This is a genomic window from Tahibacter aquaticus (assembly GCF_004363655.1).
GTDB classification, from domain to species: domain Bacteria; phylum Pseudomonadota; class Gammaproteobacteria; order Xanthomonadales; family Rhodanobacteraceae; genus Tahibacter; species Tahibacter aquaticus.
In genome coordinates, this window is record NZ_SNZH01000014.1 from 101,818 (window position 1) to 124,965 (window position 23,148).

Genomic DNA, 23,148 nt, shown 5'->3' on the forward strand with positions numbered 1-23,148 from the left:
AGCGTCGCGGCACCCGGTCATGCGCAGCGATCGCCTGGTCCAGGAAAAAAGCGATTTCTACCAATAAGAAAACCTACGGTGAATCCCGACCATGAAAACCCGCTTTCCGTTTGTCTGCCTGGCCCTGCTGGGCCTCGCTGCCTGCCAGCGCAGCGATACCGCCTCCGTTGCCGTTGCGCCGGTTGCGCTCCCGGCCGCGCCGGGCCAGCCGCACACGCAGCGTATCCGCGCCAGCCAGATGGTCGGCCTTGATCTGGCCGAACAACTGGCGCCGATCCGCGACGAGGTCGATCTGGATATTGCCCTGCAGACCTTGCGCGAGCGCCTGGCCGGCAAGCCCGCCGTGCTGACTGCCGCCGAACTCGATACGGTGCGGCAGGAGTTCGGCCGCCATCTGCGCGACACGCGCGAGCAGCAGCGGCAGCAGCTGGCGGCGAAGAACCAGCAGGCCAGCGAGCGCTTTCTCGCGGCGAACGCGCAGCGCAGCGGCGTGGTGGCGACGGCGTCGGGCCTGCAATACCAGGTGCTGCGCGACAGCAAGGGGCCGCGGCCCGGCGCCACCGACACCGTGCGCGTGCATTACATCGGCACGCGCCTGGACGGCTCGCCGTTCGACAATTCCTACGAACGCGATCATCCCGCCGAAGTCGTGCTGAACCAGGTCATTGCCGGCTGGGGCGAAGGCCTGGCGCTGATGCCGGTGGGCAGCCAATACCGCTTCTGGCTGCCGGGCAAGCTCGCCTATGGCGACAACGGCAAGCCCGGCGAACTCGAACCGAACGCGCTGCTGATCTTCGACATGGAACTGCTGGAAATCGCCGGCCAGCCGCTGGCGGCGCAGGATAGTCCGGCGGCGGCCAGGGAGTAGCCGGGTTCCTTTCGCAGCGGATGCAGGGCCGGGCGCCGATTGCCACGCGGACGCTGTGTTGGATCGCCTGCTAGGCCGGATTGCCGGCCAGCCGGCGTATCGCGGCAATGCCGGCCTGCATGCGCTCGCGCGCGGCCGGGTTGGCCGAATGCACAGGGATCAGCGGCGGCCGGAAGCCGTGCAGCGGCCTCTTCGATCCAGGCAATCACGTCGTAGCCGGTGCCCCGTTCGTCGTCGCCAAGGTCGTGATCGAGGCTGATTTCGCTCACGACGCCCTGCTGCAGCAAGGCGATGGCCTCGTCGCGCCAGTAGACGCGTAGCCACCCTTCCGGCGTGCGGCGTTCGTCGTCGAGATAGATGCACAGGCCTGCGGTGCCGGTCGCCGTCTGGGTGAAAGTCATCGGGTTTTCCGTCGGGTCCGGGACGGCCGCCGCGCGGCGCTCAAACCGGTTGCACGTTCCGTTTCAGGTTTTGCTGCCAATTTGCGTATGTCTGTCCATGGCATCGGCGTGGTTGCGGTTGCAACGTGCGCCGGCAGGGTCCGGGGAGGGCAGCGCCTGCGGTCGCCGCTGATGGACGGCGGCCGCAGGCGCGGTGCCTTGCGTCTCGGCGGGGGGGCAGGCTGTGCGCTGGGGCTGGGGCGCGACAACGGTGCGATGCCGGGTCCGGTGGTCGATGCGGTCGATCGAGTGGCGTGGTTGGTTTGCGCCAGGGCATGGGCAAACCGCCGTCTGCCATCCGTGCCGTACCGATTTACGCCGCGACGGTGGAATTCGCTGCGCTCATCGGCATCCAGCGAAAAGCGGGGCATGGCTCGCGGACGCGCCTTTCGTAGGGCGCGATGAGCAGCGCGAATTGCGCCGAACGCGTGCTGCACTGCGGGGTGCTGCGACGGCGCAATTCGCCACGCTTATCGGCACTTGATGAATAACGCGGTTTCCCTTGCTATGGCGATACGCGCACGGCATTGGCTTTGATCCACTCGGCCATGTCCACCAGTTCGATGCCGCTGCTGGCCCTGAGTTCGGCGCGTACGCGCGGCAGGTTTTCCAGGCCCGTTATCTGCAGAATGCGTTTGCCCGGGTTTTCCCGCACGGCCTGGCGCGCGATGGCCGCCGCATGTGCATCCCAGCGCTGGCTGCCGCGGCGTTCGATCTCGCCGACCAGCGCTTCCTCTACGCTTTTCAGGCCGACGACGATGCGTTCGGTAGTGGCGTCGTGCACGTCTGCCGGGCTTTTCCAGTACGCGGACAATGCGGCATACGTCGCCTTGCGCGATTGCTCCATCGCCGCGGCGGCAGCGGGCTTGTCGATGGCGAGCTGCTGGCGTGCCTGGCCTACGCCTTTCGATATTTCGCTGAACAGCGGTTCTGCCGGCTCGCCGGCATAGGCCTTGAGACCGTGCCGCTCGATGTAAGGAAATACAACCTGTACATATTCAATTTTTCCCGGCCACACTTTCTTTTCGGCCAGTTCGGCCGGGCTGACGTCCAGCACCAGCACCTGCGGCTGTATGGCCTCGATCAGTGCAGCCAGTGCCTTGAGGTCATAGGCCGGCACGCTGTCGTGGCGCTGGTAGAGGCTGCCGACGACGAAGACCTGGCCGTGTCCGGCGGCCTCCAGGGCCATGGCGTAGAGGGCGAGCACGAATGCGGCGAAGCGGGGCAGCAGGTGCATGGGGGGGGCCGTGCAGGGCAATTGCCCTTATCCCAGTACAACGCGGCCAAGCCTGCAAGGCGATGGCGCGCATACCGGATCAGCCGTGCAGCGCTTGCGATCAACCGGTATCCCGCCTGCGCCGCAGCCGTTAGGCTTGCGACAGTTGCCGCCGCCGCTCGGGTTTTGCATGCGCCATCATTTTTCCGCCGCGACGCCGGGACGTGGCTACTGGAATCTGCAGATGGCGGCCTGGGCCGTCTGCGTGCTGGTGTCGGCGCTGGCGACGCTGCCGAACCTGGCCTATCCCGCCTACGTGCTGTATCGCGTGGTACTGACGCTGGTCTGCCTGCTCGCCACCTTGCCCCTGATGTGGACCTGCCGCTGGCTGTGGCCGCAGGCGCGACTGGCGCGCAGTGCGGCGATCGTGATGCTGCTGGCGTATCTGCTGGGCTATGCCTGTGCCGTCGTGGCCGAGTGGAGCATGCGCCAGTTCGCCGCGGCGGACGCTCCCGCAAGCCAGAGCAGCATCGCCTTCGCCGCGCTGACCGGCGCACTGAGCCCCTGGGCTTTGTTGTGTGCCTGGGCGCTGATGTATTTTGGCTATTGCTACTACGATGCAGAGCGTCTTGCGCGCGTCCGCCTGGGCGAGGCCACGGCGCTGGCGCGGGAAGCCGAGCTGCGCGCACTGCGCTATCAGATCCAGCCGCATTTCATGTTCAACACGCTGAATGCTATTTCGACGCTGGTGTATACGCGGCATAACGATGCGGCGATGCAGATGCTCACGCGCTTCGGCGATTTCCTGCGCCTGACCCTCGACGTCGATGCGGCCGAGGAAGTCAGCGTTGCCGAGGAATTACAGCTGGCCCTGGCCTATGCCGGCATCGAGCAGGCACGCCTGGGCGAGCGCCTGCAGCTGAGCACGCAGATCGATCCCGCCGCACTCGACCTGGCCATGCCGCCGCTGCTGCTGCAGCCCCTGGTGGAGAACGCGATTCGCCACGGCATTGCGCCCGTGCCCGATGCGGTGCAGCTGCAGATCGTGATCCGCTGCGATGCGGCGCGGTTGCGCCTGGTGGTGCGCAACGGCGGGCTGGATCTCGTCACTGTCGACGGACACGTGCCTCACGGCGTAGGCCTGGCCAATGTCACCGCGCGCCTGCGTCAACTGTATGCGGAGGACTGGCGCCTGGAACTGCAACGTCCGGCCACGGGCGGTTGCGAGGTGGTTGTCGAATTGCCGGCGCGCCGGCTCGCTGCCGCGGCGGCAGCCGCATGATGCTGCGCGTGCTGGTGATCGACGACGAGCCGCTGGCACGCCGCGGCGTGGTGGCGCGTTTGGCGCGGCATGCCGATGTGGAAATTGTCGGCGAGTGTGCGACCGCCGCCGAGGCGATCCGCGCGATTGCTGCACAGGCGCCCGACTTGCTGTTCCTCGATGTGCGCATGCCCGGCCTCGACGGTTTCGAGCTGTTGCGCCAGCTGCCGCCGCCGCAGCGTCCGCAGGTTGTGTTTCTGACCGCCTACGAGCGCTTCGCCTTGCGCGCCTTCGATGCGGAAGCCGTGGACTATCTGCTCAAACCCATCGACGACGAACGCTTCGATCGCGCGCTGGAACGCGTGCGCACCGCGCGTCGCGCGCGTCTGCCGGCCGTTCCGGCGCCCGGCGACGACATGGGGCAGGCACGCTATCCGGCACGCTTTTCCGTGCGCATAGGACGGCGCCTGGTCGTGGTGCATGTGGCGGACATCGACTGGATCGAGGCCATCGGCGACTACTGCGGCCTGCACGTCGGCAAGCAGGTGCAACTGGTACGCGAAACACTGCAGCAGCTGGAAAGCCGGCTGGACCCGGCATTGTTCGTGCGCGTTCACCGCTCGGCCATAGTGCGCATCACACGCGTGGCCGAACTGCGCGCGGCGACCAATCGCGATGCACTGGCGCGCCTGCATGACGGCACCGTGCTGAAGGTCAGCCGTACCTACAGCGAGGCATTGCGGCGTGCGCTGGGGAGGTAGGCGGGCAGGGCGCAGACCGGCTGCTCTGTTGGATTTTAAATGTGGAAAAAATAATTGACTGGAGCGGGCTGCCAGATTCACGCACAAGGCGCTGCGCTGCACATGCAGCAGCGCTTTGCTGTCGGCCAGCAGGCTCAGGGGGGATCGCCGAATGTCACGAGTCGACGCAGGCTGGCAGGTGTGGGCAGCGGAGGCGATGCGTAGTTCCGCGGCGCCGGCAGCAAGGCTTGCCTGTGCCCCGCCTGGCCACGCAGGATATCGGTGCGCAGTGGTTCAATTCGCCTGCAGCTGATCGCACCCTGCGAAGGCTCGACAGGTCTTGCCTATCGCACCCCACGAATGCGCGACAACCCTTGCGCAGGGCGCGATCGGCGCAGCGGATTGCTCGCAGGCGAGTTGCGGCAGCGCGGATCGCGCTTGCCGCAAGGCCTCAGTTCGAGCGTTCGATATCCACTACCAGGCAAGCGTTGTAGGTTTTCCAGTTGACCATGATCACGTAGCGCCGGTCCCGTGCGGCGAGCGAGCCGGGGAATGCGCCGGCGGCAGTGATGGGGACCGAGATTTCCATGTGCTCGCCGAAATGCCGCCGTGCATTGCCGGCCAGGGTATTGGCCAGTTCGCCGACGGTGTCGCGCAGGTTTTCTTCCGACTGGTCGGGCTCGTGCAAGGCCACCAGCAGGTGGCGGATCATCGCGCGCGGCGCCGACAGCGTGACGCTGCCGCGGAACTGCCCGCCGACCAGGATGCGGCCGGAGTAGTCGTAGACCGGCGGCGTTTCGCCCTCGCGCTCAAGGTAGGCCCCGCGCACGGCGGCGGGTTCGCGCGTGAGCTGGCTGAAGTAATGCGATACCGCATCGGTGAAAACCTTGATTTCCGTTTCGCTCAGATCGCTCATGGGAGCATCACCTCTTGCAGTGCCGCAACGAGTTGATCGTCCGTGAACGGCTTGTACAGGAAACCTTGCGCGCCTTTTTTCAGTGCGCGCAGGGCAGTGGCTTTGTCGCTCAGGGCGGATACGACCAGGATGGTCAGCGCCGGCTTCAGCGCAATCATCTGTTCGGTGCATTCCTCGCCGCCCAGTTCCGGCATGGTCAAGTCCAGTGTCACCAGGTCGGGATCGTGCTGGCGCACCATCTGCACCGCTTCGACGCCGTTGCGCGCCTGTCCGACGATGTGCATGGGCGGTAGCCGCGCATCGCTGGCGATGCGCGCGATGCGTTGGCGAATCACGTTGGAGTCGTCGACGATCAGCAATTTCATCGGCTAGCTCTCTCTAGAGAAATTCGAATGAGTCGGAAGTTGAAAATGGTTTTGCCGACGCCGGGCGAAGTGGAGTCGGCCTGGCCCTTGCGACGCAAGGGCCAGTCGTTGGAGATGGCAGACCGCCGGGTTCAGGCGTCCGTGCAGCGGCCGCTGGCCAGGACTTCAGCTACGCGGCGGCGGCGGCCGAGGGCAGCGCGATGCGGATGCGGAACTCGGTATGCGAATGGCCCTGGCTGCCCAGGGCGATGCGTGCGCCCATGGCGTTGACACGGCTGAGTACCACGTCCATGCCGGCACCGTGGCCGGCATCGCGGTTGCTTTCGCTGGCGGTGCTGATGCCGGGTTCGAAGATCTTCATGACCACGTCGCGATCGGGCATCGCGGCGACTTCGTCGGCGGTATAACGCTGGCTGCGCACCAGCGCTTCGCGCACGCGCCGCGGGCTGATGCCGCGGCCGTCGTCGCGAACGCTGAAATCGATGCCGTCGGTATCGCTGCGACGGCAGCTGAAGTGGACGATGCCGCCCGCCGCCTTGCCGTGCTGGCGCCGCTCCTGCGGTTCTTCGATGCCGTGTACGACGGCATTGCGCAGCAGCTGAAGGCTGATGGAGCGCAGGTCGTCGGCCATGCCTTGGGGCAGCGTGTCGAACGCCGGCATGTCGCCGGTGACGCGCACTTCCTTGCCCAGGTCGGCGGCGATGCGCTTGGCCAGGCCGCGCAGGGAGGCCAGCAGCTGCTGTGCGGGACTGCTTTCGCCGCCGGCAGGCGCGCTCGCCGGCGCCGGCGACGCTGTTCCCAGCCGCTCGAACAGGCCGCGCACGCTGTTGAGGCATTCGAACAGGTCGTCCAGATGCAGGGCGAGCTTGACCATGTCGGCACCTTCGACGTCGCCGCGGTCGCGCAGGGCGACCAGGTCGAGTTCGAAGGCGTGCGCGACGGATTCGAACATTTCCAGGTTCATGGCCGCGGCTTCGCTCTTGATGCCGTGGACATGGCGGAACACGGAATTCACCAGTCCCAGGTAGTTTTCGCCGGACCGGCGCGCAGCCTGGCGCAGCGTGGCGTTGACCTGCTCCAGCGACGACTCGGTGCGGCGCAGGAAATCCTGCACTTCGGCCGGATCGTTGTTGAGCACGCGCAGCAACACTTCCATTTGTTCACGCGCGCGCGACTTGGCCGAAGCCACTTCGGCCTGCAGGTTGACGCGTTCGGTCGCGTCCTGCACGGTGACCAGCAGGCCGCTGACCTCGCCCTCGTCCAGCACGCGGTTGAACTGGAAGCTCAGGTAGCGTTTCTGCGCCGTGTCGCCGCCGATTTCGACTTCCGACAGCGGATTGAGGCTGTAGACCAGGTTTTCCTTGACGCGCTTGCCGAACAGCAGGCCGACATAGTCGCGCGCGGCTTCCATGATCGGCGCGGAAACCATCGGAGTGAGCAGGTCGAACAGTTTCTGCCCCGGCTTCACTTCCTGGCGCAGCACGTCCTTGAGCGAGGCCGACATCTGCTCGCCGATCTGCTGCTCCGGCGTGACCAGGAACAGGCCTTCCTTCACCGTGGCGAGAATGTCGCCGGTCTGCTTCTGCGAGCGGGCCACGGCGCGATCGCCTTCGAGCAGGCGGCGCGAGGCGAGCAGCGCGGTGTAGAGGAAGTTCAGCAGCGCAAACAGGATGCCGACGATCTGCACGATACGAAGCACGCGTGTTTCGCGCGTGACCAGATCCTGCGTGGCATTGACGAAGCGGTTGATGGCGCCGAACAGTTCGCTGTTGATGCGGCGGCCGTGGCTGGCTGCGGCGCCGACGCTGGCCGCGTCGATCACGTCCGCTGCCAGCAGCGGTTGCAGCAATTGCTGGTAGGGCTGCCACAGGCTGGCGAACTTGTCCGCTTCGGCGCGCTGTGCCGGCTGCGTGGCGGCAGCGTAGACCGTCGCCTCCGCGTCGCCGGGCAGGCTGCCGCCTTCGCGCAACGCGCTCAGGCCGTTCTGGATCAGGGCGGCGCGGTCGCGCAGGGTAGTGCGTGCCTCTTCGCCGATAGTGCCGCCGGCGGCGACGTCGGCCTGCATTTCCAGCAGGCTGCGCAGCACGATCTGGGTGGAGCTGCGCATGCTGCCGCTGAGATCGCGGCTGGCGGTGTAGCGGTCGATCGTGTACGAGGCCGCCAGGTTGTAGGCGATCAGCGCAATATCCAGCGACACGAACAACACGATGGCAACGACGATGCTGCGGTATTTGTGTAAAAACCCGCGGTTCTGCTGATTCATTAAAGCGGCCTTCCGAAGCGAATACCGGCCGTCGTGGAACGATGGCCCCCTGATTTCCCTGATAAACGCGTACAGCGGTTTTACATGCCGTTACAAATCCCGGTCAGGCAACTATCGTGCCAGTTTGGATTGGCTGCGTTTTTGCCGCGAAGCGCGCTGCGGTTTCTGCTGCAAGTTCAGGGGGGAATGAGCGCTTGTCCGGACAGCCATTCAAATGGGCGGTCGTTCCATACTTACGGCCATATTGACCATGGCTGATGCATCCGGCCAGAAATTTGAGCCATGCTGTACCGCGCCGGATGGCGTGTGCTGCAGGTATGCGGGGCTGCGCGCTGGGATGCAGTGTCGAGCGTATTGGCCGTTTGCGCGGCTTGCGCCTGCGCCAGGCGAATTTTTGCAACACGATCGCCGCGCCGGCCAGGCCGGCGGAAAACGAGTTACGCCGGCTACTGGAAACCGTCGGCGAACAGGCGGTCGTTGCCGACGTTGATGGTCCAGCTGCGGCTGTGCACCAGCAGGCTGCCGGCCATGCTCGGCTTGACCAGCGCGGTAAGGTCGGTTACGCGCAATTCCAGCGTGCGGGTCGCCGGCGTGGCGGCAGCCTGCTGGAATACATAGCTTTCGCTGGTGGCGTTGGCGACGGGATTGCCGTCGAGATACCACTGGATGCCGATGGCGCCGATGCTCGGCCGCAGCAGCTGTGCGCTGAAGGCGCGGCTGGAGCCTTGCGCATAGGCCACTGCCGCCGCGGCGGAAGGATGTTCGCTGCCTGGCTCGATCAGGTCGATGCCGCCGGCCGGCGCACCGAAGCCGCCACGGTATAGTTTGCGCACATATTCCTGTTTGCACACATCGCAGAACGTGGTGCCGAGCGCGCGCATCAGGCATTGCGTATCGGTGGGACGGTACATGCCGCTGGTCAGATAGCGCGCGCCCTGGAACAGGCCCAGGCCCGGCGTACCCGCCGGCGTTGGAATGGCGATGCCGCTGCTGAACCAGTCGCGCCATTTCACCTGGGCCGCGTTGGTCTGGTTGGTCACATTCGCCTCGCAGTTGGGCGAGGCGGTGGTGTCGCTGCAGGCCGGAAAGCCGGGGTAGGGCGTGGTGTATTCGTCGGCCAGGCCGGTGAAGCTGTGGCCGAACTCGTGGGTCACGATGCGTGGCGCCTGGGCATGCGCCGACAGCACGCCGAAGGAGCCGCCGGCACCGCCGTAGACCGGGTCGTTGACGCTGACCAGAATCTTGTCCCAGTCGGGAAAGCCTGCCGCCGCTGCCAGCACCTTGCTGGAATTGGCATACAGCGTGCGGTGGATCTGGCTGACGCAGAAGGTCGCATCCAGTGCCGTGTTGACGAAGGTGCCGGCGCGCGGGTCGGTCTGCGCCGCCGTATCGGCGCAACAGCTGGAAGTGGTGCAGCCGGCCTGGTAGGGCGGGTGGTCGGCGCCGGACTGGGCCGAAGCGATGAAGCCGGGTTGCCAGTTGACGAAGCTCGCATAGTCCTTGTAGGGCGAGATGTCGAACATCGCGCTGCGCAAGGTATTCGCATTGGTGGTGAAGGTCGCCTGCTCGGCACTGGTATAGCCGTCGCCGAGCAGCAGGATGTCGAGGCGGTTGGCCGAGTTGGCTGCCTGGGACTGGGCCGCAGCGCGTTCGCTCGCCGGTGCCTGTGCCAGCGGCATTGCCGCCAGTGGCAAGGAGCCGGCCATGGCCGCCAGTGCCGCGAGGTCGAATTGCTGCCGTTCGCGCGGGCCTACGATCTCGACGCTGTCGGCCCGCTCCAGCGGCAGCCGCAGCACGAACGCGCGATGCGGGTCGGCCACGTCGTGGCGTTGCAGCGCACCGGCCTGCGCGTCGTCGTGGGCCTCGCCGCTGAATTCCACGTGTAGCGAGCGCGCCACATCGATGTGCTGCAGCGGGCCGCGCACGCCCTGGTGCAGCGGCTGCCAGCCGATGCGGCTGGCATCGCCGCTCGCGCCGTCCAGGCTGCCGGCGCGGGGCTGTGAAACGTCCAGCTCGACCTGGCGATAGAACACGGGCTGCGCGCGGTCCTGCGCATCCAGCTCGAACACGATGTAGTGGGCCGGTGCGGCGGCCGCCAGCGGACTGGCGAGTGTCAGGGCAAGGGCAAGTCCGCGCAGCAGGTTGGCACGCACAGGCGACTCCAGCAGTTTCGGGGCGCGCGCATCATAGCGGCTGCCCGCGGCCGTGCCCGCAGCGGCTGGGTGTTTTTGCCGAATTGCAATAAGCAGCTGGCTATTTTTGTAATTTTGCCGGGGCGCGGCCGTGCACGATTGCGCGCCGATGCCTTGTGGCCGCTTAGATGTGGCGCGAGTGGCCTTGCCGGCCGATCCGCACACAGACTTAAATCGAACTCCGACTTTTGCAGGGGCGGGTCACCGCCGCACGCGTGGTGTCGAATCGCGGCCTGCCCTTGCGGCAGGCCGCGTCACCCCGCCGGCGCCAGGGCTTGGCGCCGGCACGATGAAGGCTTTTCTCAGAACTGATAGCCCACTTCGACCCCGTACAGCCGCGGCGGCGTGATCGTCGCGTAGGTCGTACCGAAGACATCGGTGGTGTAGTTGCCGATGCCGTCGACATAGCGCTTGTCGAACAGGTTGTTGGCGAACGCCGCCACGCGCCAATGCTGCGAGGCATCGGTCCAGCCCAGGCGCAGGTCGGTGCGCTGCTGCGAGGTGCCGACGTCGAAGTTGGGGCTGATGCTGCAGTCGCCCTGCAGCTGCGAGTCGGCATTGCAGCGGCTGCGGCCGCGATAGGCGTGGCGCAGCGACAAGGTCACGTCGCCCGCGCTGGCCAGCTGCCAATGGTATTGCGCGCCCACCGAGAACGAGAAATACGGTTCGCCGGTGGCCTGGCCGGAAAGATCGGCACCACTGGGGGCGACCTTGTCCTTGAAGGTGGCATCGATGAAGGCTGCGTTGGCGTCGAGGCTGAAGCTTTTGCTCGGCTGCCATTGCACGCCGAAATCCAGTCCCCAGGCTTTTTCGTCGCTGGTATCCACCAGATAGCGCGGCACGCCGCTGCCGGCACTGTTGGGGTCGAGGCGGATGGCCTGGCGGTCGGAATACACGTAGTAATAGGCCGACGCATTCCATTGCAGGTTTGCTTCGGGCACGACCTGCTTGATGCCGGTCTCCAGGTTCCAGACGTCTTCGTTGTCGAACTTCGCGCCGATGTCCAGGCTGTTGTAGCCGCCGGCCTTGTAGCCTTTGGCCAGCGAGGCAAACAGCATGGTGTCGGGCGTGGCATGGAAATCGAACACGAAGCGCGGGCTGAAATCGCTCCAGCTGTCCTTGTCGCGTACCTTCTGCCCTTCCAGCGTGCCATTGGCGAAGACGATGTCGCCGCCCGCGACGGCCAGGGCGAACATGGCCTGTTCCTGCAGTTCCGGCGGCAGTTCGCCGATCAGCGGCAGCAGTTGTGCAATGGTCGCGTCCAGCGTCGGCGCGCTGCGCGCTCCGTTGAACCAGCTGAATTTCTTCTCGTCGCGGGTATAGCGCAGGCCAACGGTGAAATTGCTGCGGTCCGACAGTTTCCAGATGGTGTCGCCGAACAGCGCGAAGGCCTGCGAATCGGCGGTATTGTCCACTTGTTCGCGCCAGCGGTGATCGAGCAGGCTGAGCGGCACGCCGAGCGAGCCGAGCACGTCGCTGAAATAGCCGAACAAGGTGCCGTCGGGCGTGGGCGCCAGCTGCTGGCTCAGGAACAAGGTGTCCAGGCTGTCGGTGAATACGTTCACTTGTGAAGTCTGCCTGGCTTTCTCGCGGTAGTAGCTGGCGCCGGCCACCCAGTTGACGCGGCCGCTGTCGCCGGAAAACTTCAGCTCCTGGTAGAAGCTTTCGTTGTCCTCGATATTCGCCGTGTCCAGATACAGGTTGCGCCGGTTGGTGCCGTCCTCGTCTTCGCGGTTGACGCTGTCGAACTGGCGCCAGGCCGTGGTCGAGCTGATCTGGCCCCAGTCGGCCGCATGGTTGAGCGCCAGGGTGGCGCCGTCGAAAGTGCGCGATTCCTCGTTGCCTTCGACATCGTTGAACAGCGGCGCGTGGCGTGGGTCGAGATAGCTGTTCGGGTCTGGCGGCGTGGGCGGGCGGCCCGGCGCGGCGGGCAGCGGCACGATGCCGATAGCCGGGCGTGCGAGCTGGTCGAGTTTTTCGTGGTCCCAGGTCAGCGTGGCGTTGGTGGCGGAACTGATATCCCAGCGGAAGGCGGCGCGCGTGGCCCAGTTGTCCTCGCCGTTGAGATCCTTGCCGCTGGCCGCGTCGCTGAGCCAGCCGTCGGACTGGTTGCGCAGTGCGCTGACGCGCAAGGCCGTGGTTTCGCCCAGCGGGGTGTTGACCAGCCCTTCCACATAGCGCTGGCCGTCGTTGCCGAAGCGCGTGAACAGATGGCCTTCGAGTTCGCGCCCGGGCTGCTTGGTGATCAGCGATACCGCACCGGCGGCGCTGTTGCGGCCGAACAAGGTGCCTTGCGGGCCCTTTAGCACTTCGATGCGTTCCACGTCGTTGAACGCGAGCACTGCGCCGCCGGAGCGTGCCGAATAGACGCCGTCGATGTACACGCCGACGGCCGGGTCGGTGCCGATGCCGAAATCGCCGGTGCTGATGCCACGGATGGCAAAGCGGGGCTGGGTCTTCTGGCCGCTGACGACCAGGCCTGGCACGAAGGTGGCGATGTCCTGCAGGTCGTAGGCAGCCGTGTCCTGGATCAGCTTGTCGTCGACGACCTGGATCGCAATGGGCACCTCCTGCAATTCCTGCTCGCGGCTCTGCGCAGTGACGACGACCCGCTCCAGCGTCGTGTCGTCGCCGGCGGGCGTGTTCTGCGCCAGCGCGCTGCCGGACGCGCCAGCAATGACGCAACCGCTGCACAGGGCGCTGCGCAGGCTTGTCACCAGACCACGGCGATTCAATTTCATGTTCCCCTCCTACTTATCGGGTTGTCGGCGAAGCGGCGTCCTGCCGCCTGTCCGAGCGAACGGCGCAAGCTGGGCTTGCATGCTCTGTATATGGCCGCGCGCTGTAGCGTTCGGTCCGGCGGCAGTCCACCCCGGGACTGCCGTGCAACGTGCTGCAGATGGCGGTTTTTTAAATATCGCAATTACCGGTTTGCGTGTTTATCCAGTCCTCGATCAGTTTTGCCCCTTCCTGGTGTGCGACGGAGCGCCCCAGCTCCGGCATCATCACGGCAGGATCGTCGCTTTGCATGCGGTAAAGCAGCACCGAGCCGGCGGCGTCGCCGGGCTTGATGTCGTACAGGCGGTTGCCGGTGCCTTTGCCCGCAGCCACCGGTTGCTTGCAGAAACCGAAATGGATGCCAGGTTCGGTGGCCATGTCCAGCGCCAGGCCGGACGTATTCGCCGGGCCCTTGGCGCTGTGGCAATGTCCACAATTTACGTCGAGGTAGGCGCGCGCGCGCGCATCCAGCGGCGCCGAGGCATCGCGCGCATCGGCCAGCCGCGGTGCTTGCGCTGGCTCCGGTGCGCCGTGCAGATAGCCCGCCTTGGTCCAGTGTGCGAGCTGGTTGGTTGTGCCGGCGGCATAGTCGAAGTCGCGGTTCAGGTGGCGCGCCTTGGGGCCTATCGGCTGCAGCACGCGGGCGAGGTTGTCGGTGTTGTGGCAGCTGGCGCACTGGTTCTGGTCGGGCACCTGGTACGCGACTTCCTCGTGTTGGCCTTGCGCATCGACCAGTTGCAGCGGAATCAGCGCGCCGATGCGCGTCAGCATGGCCTCGCTCTGGTCGTCGTTCCAGACATAGGGCAGGGCGATCCAGCCTTGCTCGCGCCGCACCAGCAGGCGTGTTTCGATCAGGCGCACCTGGCTCAGGTCGAGTTTTTCCCCGGCCAGCAGGCTGGTTGCCGGATCGCTGCGCAGTACGCGCTTGCCGTCCCAGCGCTGGCCGGCTGGCAAGGGGTAGTAGAAGGTCTTGCTGATGATGGTACCGACCGGAAAATCGAAGGCCGCCGTCGCCTGGTACTGCGCCGCCTTGCCTGGCGGCATCCACAGCGTGCGCAGCTTGTGCGCATAGTCGGAGAACAGCGGCGTATTCAGGTCATACGGCAGCACGCTGGCATTCAGCGAGAGGCTCTTGCCGTCGTTGACCAGTACATGCCAGTCGGACAGTTTCTGTGGCAGGCCGTCGGCGTGGAACTGCACCGGCGGCTCGCTGCGCTGGCAGCCGGCGGCGAGCAGGAACAGGCCGGCCAGGGCCGCGCGCCAAACCCATGTCGACATCGATCAACCCCGGCCCAGGTCGATGGCCGGCAGCTTGGGCAAGGTGCAGCGGAACGGCGCTATGTCGGTGGTGGGGCTGTCGTAACCGTTCGGGCCGTCGGCGTTGATCACGCCGGACACGCCGTCCAGGCAGATCTCCGGGCCGCGCGCCTGGCCGTCCACTTTGCGCTCTTTGTTGAAATAGCCGTCCCAGAGCACATCCGGAAACGGCGTGGTCAGGCCCATCGAAGCCACGCGCAGTGCCTTCAGGTCGATGCCGTCGGGGGAATTGCCGCCGCCCTTGAGGCGGTTGCCGTAGATGTAGATGCGCTCGGGATAGGGATCGAAGCCCGAGGCCATGCTGGAATCCTTGTAGCCGGTGGAATACACGCTGGACACGATGATGTTGGCCGTGGCGTTGTCGGCAATGTCGTTGTCGAACACTTCCACGTCGTCGTTGGAATTGATCACCATGCCCGAGCCGGCCGGCACGCTGGCCACCGGTGTGCCCTTGGCGCCGAAATTGCCCGTGTTGTTGCCGACGATCTGGTTCTTGTAGACGCGGATCTGGCCACCCTGCTGCGACAGTGCCGGCATGTTGAACACGAGGATGCCGCCGGTGTTATTGGTGGCGACGTTGTCGTAGACATCGGCGTTGATGGTGTTCTCGATCTCGATGCCGGCAACATTGGACTCGGCCCTGTTGCGCCGCACGATGACGTCCTTGGACTGGCCGACGTAGATGCCGGCGTCCGATGCCGCGATCGCGACCGAATCCTCGATCAGCACGTTCGTTGTCTTCACCGGATACAGGCCGTAGGCGCCGTTCTTGGTGCTCGGCCCGTTGGTCCACTGCACTTTGACGCCCCGGATGGTGACGTGATTGGACTCGCTGATTTTGAGTCCGTCGCCCTTGGAGTCCTCGATGGTCAAATTTTCGATGGTGAAATTGTCGCCATTCACCAGCAGGCCTTCGGCACCGGCTTTCTGTCCCTTGAAGCTCAGTACGCTCTTGTCCATGCCTGCACCGCGGATGGTGATGCCGCTGGCACGCAGGGTCAGGCTGCGGTCGAAGGCGAAGCGGCCCGCGGGAATCTCGATCACGTCGCCGGGCTTGGCGTCCAGCAGCTTCTGATGCAGCGTGGCGGCATAGCTCGTGTCTGCCGCGGGCTGGGCCGCATTCTGGCCAGCCTCGCCGCAGGCGCCGAGCAGGGCGGCGAGAGCAAACACGGGTATACATTGACGCATGGCGCGCTCCAGGCTGGGATTCCATGAAGTCTTGTGCGTTCGCAGCGCCACAATCGAGGGCGCCAGCGGCATACTAGGGGGGGCAAAACGGCCAAGGGGCAGAGCGCGGAAATGGTGCAGAACAGCAACGCGATCGACGATCCGCGCCTGTCCGTCGCGAACCTGCCGACCAATATCCTGTGCAGCCTGGTGCAGCTGGCCGAAGAGCGCGGCATCGACGCGCAGCCCTGGTTTGCCGGACTGGGACTTACAGCTGGCGATGTATGCGACCCCAGTGCGAGGGTGTCCTATCGTCAAGCCGTAGCCATCATCCGCCGTGCGATGCAGTCGCTGCCCGATCCCAATCTCGGACTGCTGCTGGGACGGCGCCAGGACATCGGCAATTTCGGCCTGCTCGGCCTGGCCATGAAAACGGCGCGCAATTTTCTCGAAGCCGTCGGCATCGGTATTACCCACCAGCGCGCGACCGGCGCGCTGATGGAGTTGCAGGTCGAACAGGTGGCCGCCGAGGAAATTGCCCTGCTCGCCCGCGTACCCCTGTACGACGCGGCCGTGCTGCCTTTCCTCTGCGAGGAAATGTTTGCCAGCGTGCTCGCGGTGATCCGCGAGCTGCTCGGCTCGCACTTGCGTCCGCTGCGGCTGGAATTCGCCTATGCACAGCCGGCCTATGTGGCTGAGTATCACGAACTGTTCCAGTGCGAACTCAAATTCGGCCGGCCGCACAATTGCCTGGTGATCGAGTCACGTTGGCTGACACAGCCGTTTCCGAGCTACAACCCGGTCACCGCGCGCCAGGCGCAGGCGGCACTGGCGCGGGAAATCGAGTCCAGCCGCAGCAGCCAGAGCGAAACCGCTGCCGCGGTTGAGCGTCAATTGCGCCAGCGCGTCAGCCAGAACCCGCGCCTGCTCGACATTGCCGAAAACCTGTACCGCAGCGAACGGACCTTGCGCCGGCAGCTGGCCGACGAAGGCGCCAGTTTCACCATGATCCACGACCGGGTGCGCTGCGAGCGGGCGCTGGAATTGCTGCGCGATGCGTCGTTGAGCATTGCCGATATTGGATCGAAAGTCGGCTTTGGCGATGTGCGGGAGTTTCGCCGCGCATTCAAGCGCTGGACCGGCAGAACCCCTACCGACGTGCGGGGGCACTGATTTTTTTCGCCGATATTTCGCCGTTCTTTTTTGCACGACAGGGAGCAGGATGGTAGCGGTGACGAGGATCCGAAGCGCGTTTGCGCGGCCACGGAATCTTTGCCTGCCCGGCGCAATCTGCCACTGGTGCAATGCGGCATTGCCGTCGGCAGCGGCCTGAACGACACACCGCTGGCGAATTGTCGCCTGTCGACGTGCCGCAGTGCTTTTCTTTTTGCCGGCACTGCTGGCGAACGTTGCGCTCAAGGCGTTTGTTCCGCCGCAATGCAGCAAAATTCACAACGTCTTTTGTCCGTATTTCCCCCCATGGCTTACCGCTCCTGCCCTCGCTAGGCCGGGCATTGCGGCGAAGACTGCGGCTACTTCGCGCCGGGCTCGCCGGGCGGAGCACCGTGCCAGTGGAGGCTGGCCGGACCGACCGGCTCTGGGGGAGCCGGATCACCTGACGAAAGTCATGTCCTTTCCTGGAGGCAGTGACAATGCGTAAGCATGCTTGCTTGGCCGCACTGGCCGGCACTTTGGCGGTGGCTGCAACGGCGCCGGTGCAGGCCGAACTCGGCGACTATTCGGTCTGGCAGACCATGGTCAACCTGGTTTCGCCGCCGCGGCCGGACAACCCGGTGACCGCGGCCCAGCGTACCGGACCGTATCCGCTGCTGTCGAATCCGGCCGGTTTCGGCGACGGTTTCCGTCCCGGCGCGTACGGCGAATGGCAGACCGTACAGCTGGCGCCGCAGACCGGTGCCGTCTGCGGCAACGGTTCGCCGTACAAGTTCTTCGTCAACCGCGTGGCGAATACGCGCAACACCATCGTCTACATGGAAGGCGGCGGCGCGTGCTGGGACTATGCCAGCTGCACCGGCCAGACCGGTATACGCGGCGCGCGCAATCCGAACGGTATTGCCGACGACTACATGTCGCTGCTCAATCCCGGCGCCAGCCTGGTCAGCCCGTTCGTGACGCGGGTCAGTCCGTTCGAGTCGGTGAAAACGCAAAACTGGAATATGGTCTATGTTCCGTATTGCACCGGCGACATCTACAGCGGCGACCGCGTCGCGGTATATCCCGACCCGAGCAATGCCAATCCGCCGCTGATCTGGCACCACAACGGCGTGCGCAATACGCGGGCGGTGATTTCCTGGCTCAAGGACAACCTGCCGCGGCCTACGCAGATGCTGTCGACCGGTTGCAGCGCCGGCGGCGCGGGCAGCCTGACCAACTACGCCGCGGCGCGGCGCGATCTGGCGCCGGACCGCGGCTATCTGATCGACGATTCGGGCCCGGTGTTTTCCTCGCCCACGGGCGGCAACGCAGCCAGCTACCCGTCGCTGCCGCTGGCCACGCATATCCGCAATGTCTGGGGCCTGGACGCGGCCGGCGGGCCGGTGTCGTACCTGCTGGCGAACCTGCCGACGCTCAATACCAGCGACCTGGGCACCTTGTACAACGCCTTGTCGGCGCGCTTTCCGAATGATCGCCTCGGCCATACGCATTTCTGGAAAGACCTGAATTTTTCCAGTTATTCGTATGAACGCTTCTATCCGGAGATCGCCAATGCACCGACCCCGGCGGCCAAGGAAGCGCTGATCCATGCGCGCTGGGACATCGATACGGGCCGCCTGCGCAACACGCTCAACGGACTGGCCAATTTCGGCGGCTATTTCCCCCAGTACCGCGCACTGAACGAAAGTCACTGCACCACCATCGTCGATTTCAAGAACGGCGATGTGCAGGAACGCAGCCTGCAGCTGAAGAATTTCATCGACAGCGTGCTGGACGGCTCGGGCGCCGTGCTGGATGCGAGCGAAGCGAGCGACGCGGCGGACAGGGCCAAGGCGTTCAATCTGCTGTACTGGACCATCGACCAGTTGCTGTAACCACAGGGGCGAAGACGCGGCGGGCCGCGTCTTCGCCGGGAAATCGCATGAAGCCAATTTCCTTATTCGCGCTGACCGGCGCCCTCGCTGCCTGCGTCGTCGCGGCCTGGTTGTGGCGGCTGAACCCGTCCACGCAGCAGCAGACATCGCTGCCGGCAGCGCCGGCGGCCGGGCAGCGGGTGCCAGCGGCCAGCGGCGGCAGTCAACCTGCGGGCGTGCACGTAGCGGCACTTGCCGATGGCGAAGCGGCACCGCCGGATGCGCTGCTGCAGACACCGGAAGCCAAGGCGTGGCTGCAGCGCCAGGCGTTCGAACAGAATGCGCGCCGTTTCTTCGCCGGCGCGGCCGGGCTTGATGCGGCCACGCGCGTGGCCCAGGCCAAGGCTATCGAAGCCGATGTCGATGCCTACGAACAACGCCGTCAATTGTCGGCCGGCGAGGCGATGAATCTGCGCCTGGGCCTGGTCCAGGCGATCGAGGCCGACGAAGGCCGTCGCGCCGAGCGCATGGCGGAAATCGTCACGCGCTACGAACTCGATGCGCAGCAGCGCGAGGCGCAGTGGCAGCAACAGCAGAACCAGGACGCCTCGTTCCTCCAGTACAAATCGCGCGAGCCGATCGTGGTTGCCGAAGTGATGGCAATGGCCACGATTCCCGGTGGCCTGAGCCGCGATGAATACCTGCGCCAGCGCCTGCAGGCAGAGCGGGAAGCGGCGATGCGGTAGGTTGTGGGGCAACTGCGACGTCGAGGTATTTGTATAAACCCAAAACCTGGGTTGGGGTACAACCCTCATCATCGAAAGATTCCCGGAAATCGTCTTCCTGGCCAAGCGATTTTGTCTTTTCTCGCCCCGGCATGCCTCGGCTCGGCGGGGTCTCCGATCGACAAACGCTTTGCGGAAATACCTCGATGTTGAGGTTTGCACCCCAACCTGTACTTACGGTTGATAGGTGATGCTGAGCTTCGCGGTGGCACCCTTGTCGATCCAGATGTAGTTCGTTGCACTCGGGTTTGCCGTGAAGCGCAAACGCAACTGGCTGCGGCCGCTCTTGTTGATCGCGCCCAGCCCGGCGGCGGAAAACAGCGTACTGGCCTGGCTGCCGCCGCTGAACGCGGGAATCTGCGCCACTGCGCTTGCCGTCGTCGTCGCCGACCAGTCGCCTGCCTCGATGGTGCAGGCGCCGATGCAGGCGCTGTTCGCATCGACGACCAGCGTATTGCCGGCCGGACTGGTCCAGGGGTTGCCCGAGGCACTACGGTAGCCGACGCTGACACTGGCGGCGGTAATCGTCGCGCCGTCGGGTATCGATGCGGTATCGAACGAAAGCAGGCTGCGATTGAAATTTCCGTCGGTGCCGCGGCCGATGGCCAGCCCGTAGATCGATTCCAGCGTACCCACGGCCGCGCCGCCGCCGCTGGCATTGGCCTTGACGTAGCCGTCGTTGCTGTCTTCGTTGTCGAACACCACAGTCACCGGCGTGCCGCCGCCGCCACCGCCGCCCGTGACGCTGACATGGACCTGGGCCGAGTGACCGGTATTGCCGGCCAGGTCATAGGCCTGCGCCTGCAGCACATGGGCGCCGTTGCTGCTGCTGGCGGTGTTCCAGCTCCACGCATACGGCGCCGCCGCATCGCTGCCGAGCAGGCTGCCGTCGAGCAGGAAATCCACGCGATCCAGGCCGACATCGTCGCTGGCCGTGGCGGTCACGCTGACGATGCCGCTGACGACGCTGGCATCGGCCGGTGCGGTGAGCACCACGCTGGGCGCGATGCCGTCGAGATCGTCCAGGCCGAAAAAACGCCCGATGTAGTAGCTGGAGCAGATATTCACGTCGAGGATATAGGCGCCGGCAGTGCCGCACTGGCTTTCGCCGCTGCCTGGGGCCACCGGCGTGCCGTGGCCCATTCCGCTGATGGTATACGTTTCCACCCGAGGCTGGCCGCTGCCGTCGCTGTACACCTTGTGCGGATAGCCGGCGACGCTTTCGGATACGTCGGCGGTCTGGTCGACGCCGTGGACATTGGTCCATTGCTGCATCAGCTCGGCCTGGTTGGCCGGCCGCACCACGTAGTCGGCATCGCCATGCCAGATCGAGACGATAGGCCAGGGGCCGTTCCAGCTGCTGGCGGCGCGTACCTTGTCGCCCCATTGCTGCGGGCTGAGGTCGGTGCCGGGATTCATGCAGGAAAAGGCATTGGCCTGGCTGGTGGCACAGCGATACGGCAGGCCGGACAGGATGGCGCCGCCGGCAAACACGTCGGGGTAGGTGGCCAGCAGCACGGCCGTCATGGCGCCGCCGGCGGAAAGCCCGGTCGCATAGACGCGGCCGGGCGCGCTGGCATGGTCGGCAATCATGCGGTCGACCATCTGCCGGATCGACAGTGCCTCGCCCTGGCCACGCGTCGTATCGGCGCTTTCGAACCAGTTGAAGCAGGTGCTGGAATTGTTCGCGCTCTGCTGCTGCGGCAGCAGCAGGGCGAAATGCCATCGGTCGGCCAGGGCCTGCCAGCCGGTTTCCGCATCGTAGCTGGCCGCGCTCTGCGAGCAGCCGTGCATGGCCACTACCAGCGGTGCGCCAGCGGGCAGGCTGGCCGGTATATATTTGTACATGCGCAAATTGCCGGGATTGCTACCGAAGCCGGTCACTTCGGTCTGGGCGAGTGCAGGTGCAGACAAGGCAAGCAGCAGCAACGACAGGCACGGGCGCAGCGGCCCGGCAGACCCGCGATAAGGCGAAGACATGGCCGTTTCCTCAGGGTGGAAGGCGCGCGCAGTGGGCCACAGCAGTGCGCGGGCTCACAGTGTCCGAAGGGGCAAGCTGCGGCGCAGCAAAAGCGCCGGCAGTTGCCGGCGTGGCCTGGGAGTGCAGGCGCTGGCGCGCGGGTTCAGCGCCAGACGATATGCCAGGCAGCGTGCCCGGCCGGAAGGGTCGGCGCATTCGGCGCGACCGGTTCGGGAAAACCCTTGACCGGTCCGGCGGCCATCAGCAGCTCGGTCCAGTCGATCAGCTCTTGCGTCGGTGCCGAGGTCACGAAGACGACCTTGTTCGCCACTACCCAGTCGGCATCGGAGTCGTACGCCCATTCCACGTCGGCGGCCTGTACCAGTACATGGCTGACATCGTCGCGCTGGGCGATCTGCTGCAGCTGCTGCTGAAAATAATCCAGATCTGGATAATGCTGCACAAGGTTCGGCGCAAAGCTGTTGCGGTCGTCGTTGCCGTCGAAGAAATCGTCGATGCCGACCAGCGGCAGAGCGCCGCTGCCGCGCGGGTTTTCCTCATTCATGCCGTAGGCGGCAAGCTGTTTCAGCAGTTGGTCACGGCGTTGCAGGTCCATGCGTTTTTCTCCGTGGGTTGGTCCGGGTGGTTCGATGCAAGCCAGTGGCGCTTTGCTCAGCCGGCCAGGCCGTAGCCGCCGACCGGCATCGTCTTCTGGTGCATATCCACGCCGGCAATCAGCGGCATGGCTTTGGCGATGGCCTGCTTCACGGCGGGAATCGCCAGCGAGGCGGCATGGCTGGCTTCGTCGGTCCAGGCTTCGGTAACCCAGATCGCGTCGGCATCGGCCGGGTCCAGCGCCACCACATAGCTGAGGCAGCCCGGCATGTCCGCCGTGCATTCCAGCAACAGGGCGACCAGCGCATCGCGCTGGCCCGGCAGCGACCTGAACTTGCCCAGCATTCCGAACATGATTCGCCTCCGCCTGCCGAAAGCGCGATCTTCGCGCCGGCCTCGCGCCGATTCAACTGCCGGTCTTGCAGCCCCTGCGCGAATGGCCGAGAGTGGCGCGCCGCACCTGGCGGTATACACGGCAGCGAGGCATTCATGTCCAGCGTATTGCCCGGCGAGCTGGCCTGGTACGTGACCGGCCGCTTCTATGCACAGGCCAGTAAGGCACTGGCGGACTACGGCTATTTTCTGCACCTGGGCACGATTGCCGCGCCCCTGTTCGACGGCGAGCCGGGCGAAGCCACGGCGCATTTCACCTTTGCCGCGCAGCCGTTCGAGGCGCGTTCGATCAGCAACGGCGCCTTGAGCCTGGCGCTGGATCCGGTCGGCAGCTTCGCTGTGTATTTCCAGGCCGAACCCCGGGGCAATTTCGACGATCCGGCCTCGTTCGCGCTCGGCCAGTGCATTGCGCGCTTCCGCCGCAGCAGCGTTGTCGTAGGCACTACGGTCAACAGCAGCGCCGCGGCCGCGGCGCAGGCACTGGTGGCCTCGAATGTCTTCAGTGCGCGCCTGATCGACAGCGAGCCGTTCCAGTTCCGCGGCCGGCACTACGATCTGCGCGAGATGCTGGGGCAGGGCGTCACCCAGTTCGGCACGGCGGCGACGGCGCCTGTCGAACCGGCGCTGGAAAACTATACGGCGGTGATTCCGTTCAGTGGCTCGGCCCTGGCGTTGGGGCCGGGTTGAACGGCATTGCTGCGGCCTTGTGCCCGGGCGGCGCGAAAGCGTGCGTCCGGCGGCGCTTGAGGTCAGTCCGTTTTCCTTCAGTGCCCCGGCTTCGTCGCCGGTGACATCGGTGAGAATCTTCGGTTCGCCGTTCTGCATGTGCAGGAAATACAGATT

At 65.5% G+C, this 23,148-nt stretch carries 19 protein-coding genes and 1 pseudogene; 8 read left to right on the forward strand and 12 right to left on the reverse strand.

Annotated elements, in window-relative coordinates; all coding sequences use genetic code 11:
- Positions 1–91 precede the first annotated feature (91 nt).
- Together DFR29_RS20555 and DFR29_RS30555 are read left to right on the forward strand one after the other, a co-directional pair.
- Complete coding sequence (locus tag DFR29_RS20555; protein WP_133820522.1) at positions 92–868, forward strand: FKBP-type peptidyl-prolyl cis-trans isomerase; 777 nt, start codon at positions 92–94, stop codon at positions 866–868.
- A gap of 119 nt (positions 869–987) precedes the next feature.
- Positions 988–1,188 carry a hypothetical protein gene (locus tag DFR29_RS30555; RefSeq protein ID WP_208113669.1) on the forward strand — a complete coding sequence of 67 codons (201 nt, stop codon included), beginning with the start codon at positions 988–990 and terminating at the stop codon, positions 1,186–1,188.
- Here DFR29_RS30555 and DFR29_RS30405 read toward each other — a convergent pair.
- Positions 1,111–1,269: pseudogene (locus DFR29_RS30405) on the reverse strand (cyclic-phosphate processing receiver domain-containing protein); the annotation flags it as partial. The gene DFR29_RS30555 and the pseudogene DFR29_RS30405 sit on opposite strands and share 78 nt — an antisense overlap.
- A gap of 544 nt (positions 1,270–1,813) precedes the next feature.
- Entirely contained in the window at positions 1,814–2,545 is a 732-nt protein-coding gene (locus DFR29_RS20565) for a hypothetical protein (protein WP_133820523.1), read from the reverse strand.
- A gap of 169 nt (positions 2,546–2,714) precedes the next feature.
- On the opposite strand from DFR29_RS20565, the gene DFR29_RS20570 reads away from it, so the two are divergent.
- Positions 2,715–3,806 (forward strand): sensor histidine kinase, encoded by a 1,092-nt coding sequence (locus tag DFR29_RS20570; protein ID WP_166654237.1) that lies wholly within the window; start codon positions 2,715–2,717, stop codon positions 3,804–3,806.
- Entirely contained in the window at positions 3,803–4,546 is a 744-nt protein-coding gene (locus DFR29_RS20575) for a LytR/AlgR family response regulator transcription factor (RefSeq protein WP_133820525.1), read from the forward strand. Before DFR29_RS20570 ends, DFR29_RS20575 begins: the two co-directional genes overlap by 4 nt.
- 430 nt (positions 4,547–4,976) lie before the next feature.
- Here DFR29_RS20575 and DFR29_RS20580 read toward each other — a convergent pair whose 3' ends face one another.
- The 7 genes from DFR29_RS20580 to DFR29_RS20610 form a co-directional block, all read right to left on the reverse strand.
- On the reverse strand, positions 4,977–5,441 hold the full coding sequence (locus DFR29_RS20580; protein WP_133820526.1) for a chemotaxis protein CheX: 465 nt from the start codon (positions 5,439–5,441) through the stop codon (positions 4,977–4,979).
- Positions 5,438–5,806 carry a response regulator gene (locus DFR29_RS20585; protein ID WP_133820527.1) on the reverse strand — a complete coding sequence of 123 codons (369 nt, stop codon included), beginning with the start codon at positions 5,804–5,806 and terminating at the stop codon, positions 5,438–5,440. Before DFR29_RS20585 ends, DFR29_RS20580 begins: the two co-directional genes overlap by 4 nt.
- A 169-nt stretch (positions 5,807–5,975) precedes the next feature.
- Positions 5,976–8,069, reverse strand: coding sequence for an ATP-binding protein (locus tag DFR29_RS20590; protein WP_133820528.1), 2,094 nt, complete (start codon positions 8,067–8,069; stop codon positions 5,976–5,978).
- Positions 8,070–8,515: 446 nt separating this feature from the next.
- A complete protein-coding gene (locus tag DFR29_RS20595; protein ID WP_133820529.1) occupies positions 8,516–10,222 on the reverse strand; it encodes a M64 family metallopeptidase in 1,707 nt (568 codons plus the stop codon).
- A gap of 341 nt (positions 10,223–10,563) precedes the next feature.
- Entirely contained in the window at positions 10,564–13,002 is a 2,439-nt protein-coding gene (locus tag DFR29_RS20600) for a TonB-dependent receptor (protein WP_133820530.1), read from the reverse strand.
- Between the two features lie 169 nt (positions 13,003–13,171).
- Positions 13,172–14,317 carry an SO2930 family diheme c-type cytochrome gene (locus tag DFR29_RS20605; RefSeq protein ID WP_133820531.1) on the reverse strand — a complete coding sequence of 382 codons (1,146 nt, stop codon included), beginning with the start codon at positions 14,315–14,317 and terminating at the stop codon, positions 13,172–13,174.
- A gap of 3 nt (positions 14,318–14,320) precedes the next feature.
- Positions 14,321–15,544, reverse strand: a complete 1,224-nt coding sequence (locus tag DFR29_RS20610) for a parallel beta-helix domain-containing protein (protein WP_133820532.1) — start codon at positions 15,542–15,544, stop codon at positions 14,321–14,323.
- A 111-nt stretch (positions 15,545–15,655) separates the two neighbouring features.
- On the opposite strand from DFR29_RS20610, the gene DFR29_RS20615 reads away from it, so the two are divergent.
- The 3 genes from DFR29_RS20615 to DFR29_RS20625 all read left to right on the forward strand — a co-directional run bounded on the left by DFR29_RS20615 (position 15,656) and on the right by DFR29_RS20625 (position 19,298).
- On the forward strand, positions 15,656–16,696 hold the full coding sequence (locus tag DFR29_RS20615) for an AraC family transcriptional regulator (RefSeq protein WP_133820533.1): 1,041 nt from the start codon (positions 15,656–15,658) through the stop codon (positions 16,694–16,696).
- 479 nt (positions 16,697–17,175) lie between these two features.
- Complete coding sequence (locus tag DFR29_RS20620; RefSeq protein WP_133820534.1) at positions 17,176–18,573, forward strand: pectin acetylesterase-family hydrolase; 1,398 nt, start codon at positions 17,176–17,178, stop codon at positions 18,571–18,573.
- 47 nt (positions 18,574–18,620) lie between these two features.
- On the forward strand, positions 18,621–19,298 hold the full coding sequence (locus DFR29_RS20625) for a hypothetical protein (protein ID WP_133820535.1): 678 nt from the start codon (positions 18,621–18,623) through the stop codon (positions 19,296–19,298).
- Between the two features lie 213 nt (positions 19,299–19,511).
- Here DFR29_RS20625 and DFR29_RS20630 read toward each other — a convergent pair whose 3' ends face one another.
- The 3 genes from DFR29_RS20630 to DFR29_RS20640 form a co-directional block, all read right to left on the reverse strand.
- Complete coding sequence (locus DFR29_RS20630) at positions 19,512–21,317, reverse strand: extracellular catalytic domain type 1 short-chain-length polyhydroxyalkanoate depolymerase (RefSeq protein WP_133820536.1); 1,806 nt, start codon at positions 21,315–21,317, stop codon at positions 19,512–19,514.
- A gap of 143 nt (positions 21,318–21,460) precedes the next feature.
- The gene (locus tag DFR29_RS20635; RefSeq protein WP_133820537.1) at positions 21,461–21,913 is read right to left on the reverse strand and encodes a hypothetical protein; all 453 of its coding nucleotides are present in this window, start codon (positions 21,911–21,913) and stop codon (positions 21,461–21,463) included.
- Positions 21,914–21,969: 56 nt separating this feature from the next.
- The gene (locus DFR29_RS20640) at positions 21,970–22,266 is read right to left on the reverse strand and encodes a putative quinol monooxygenase (protein WP_133820538.1); all 297 of its coding nucleotides are present in this window, start codon (positions 22,264–22,266) and stop codon (positions 21,970–21,972) included.
- Positions 22,267–22,401: 135 nt separating this feature from the next.
- Between DFR29_RS20640 and DFR29_RS20645 the strand changes: the two genes are divergently transcribed.
- On the forward strand, positions 22,402–22,992 hold the full coding sequence (locus DFR29_RS20645) for a hypothetical protein (protein ID WP_133820539.1): 591 nt from the start codon (positions 22,402–22,404) through the stop codon (positions 22,990–22,992).
- The last annotated feature ends 156 nt before the right edge of the window (positions 22,993–23,148 follow it).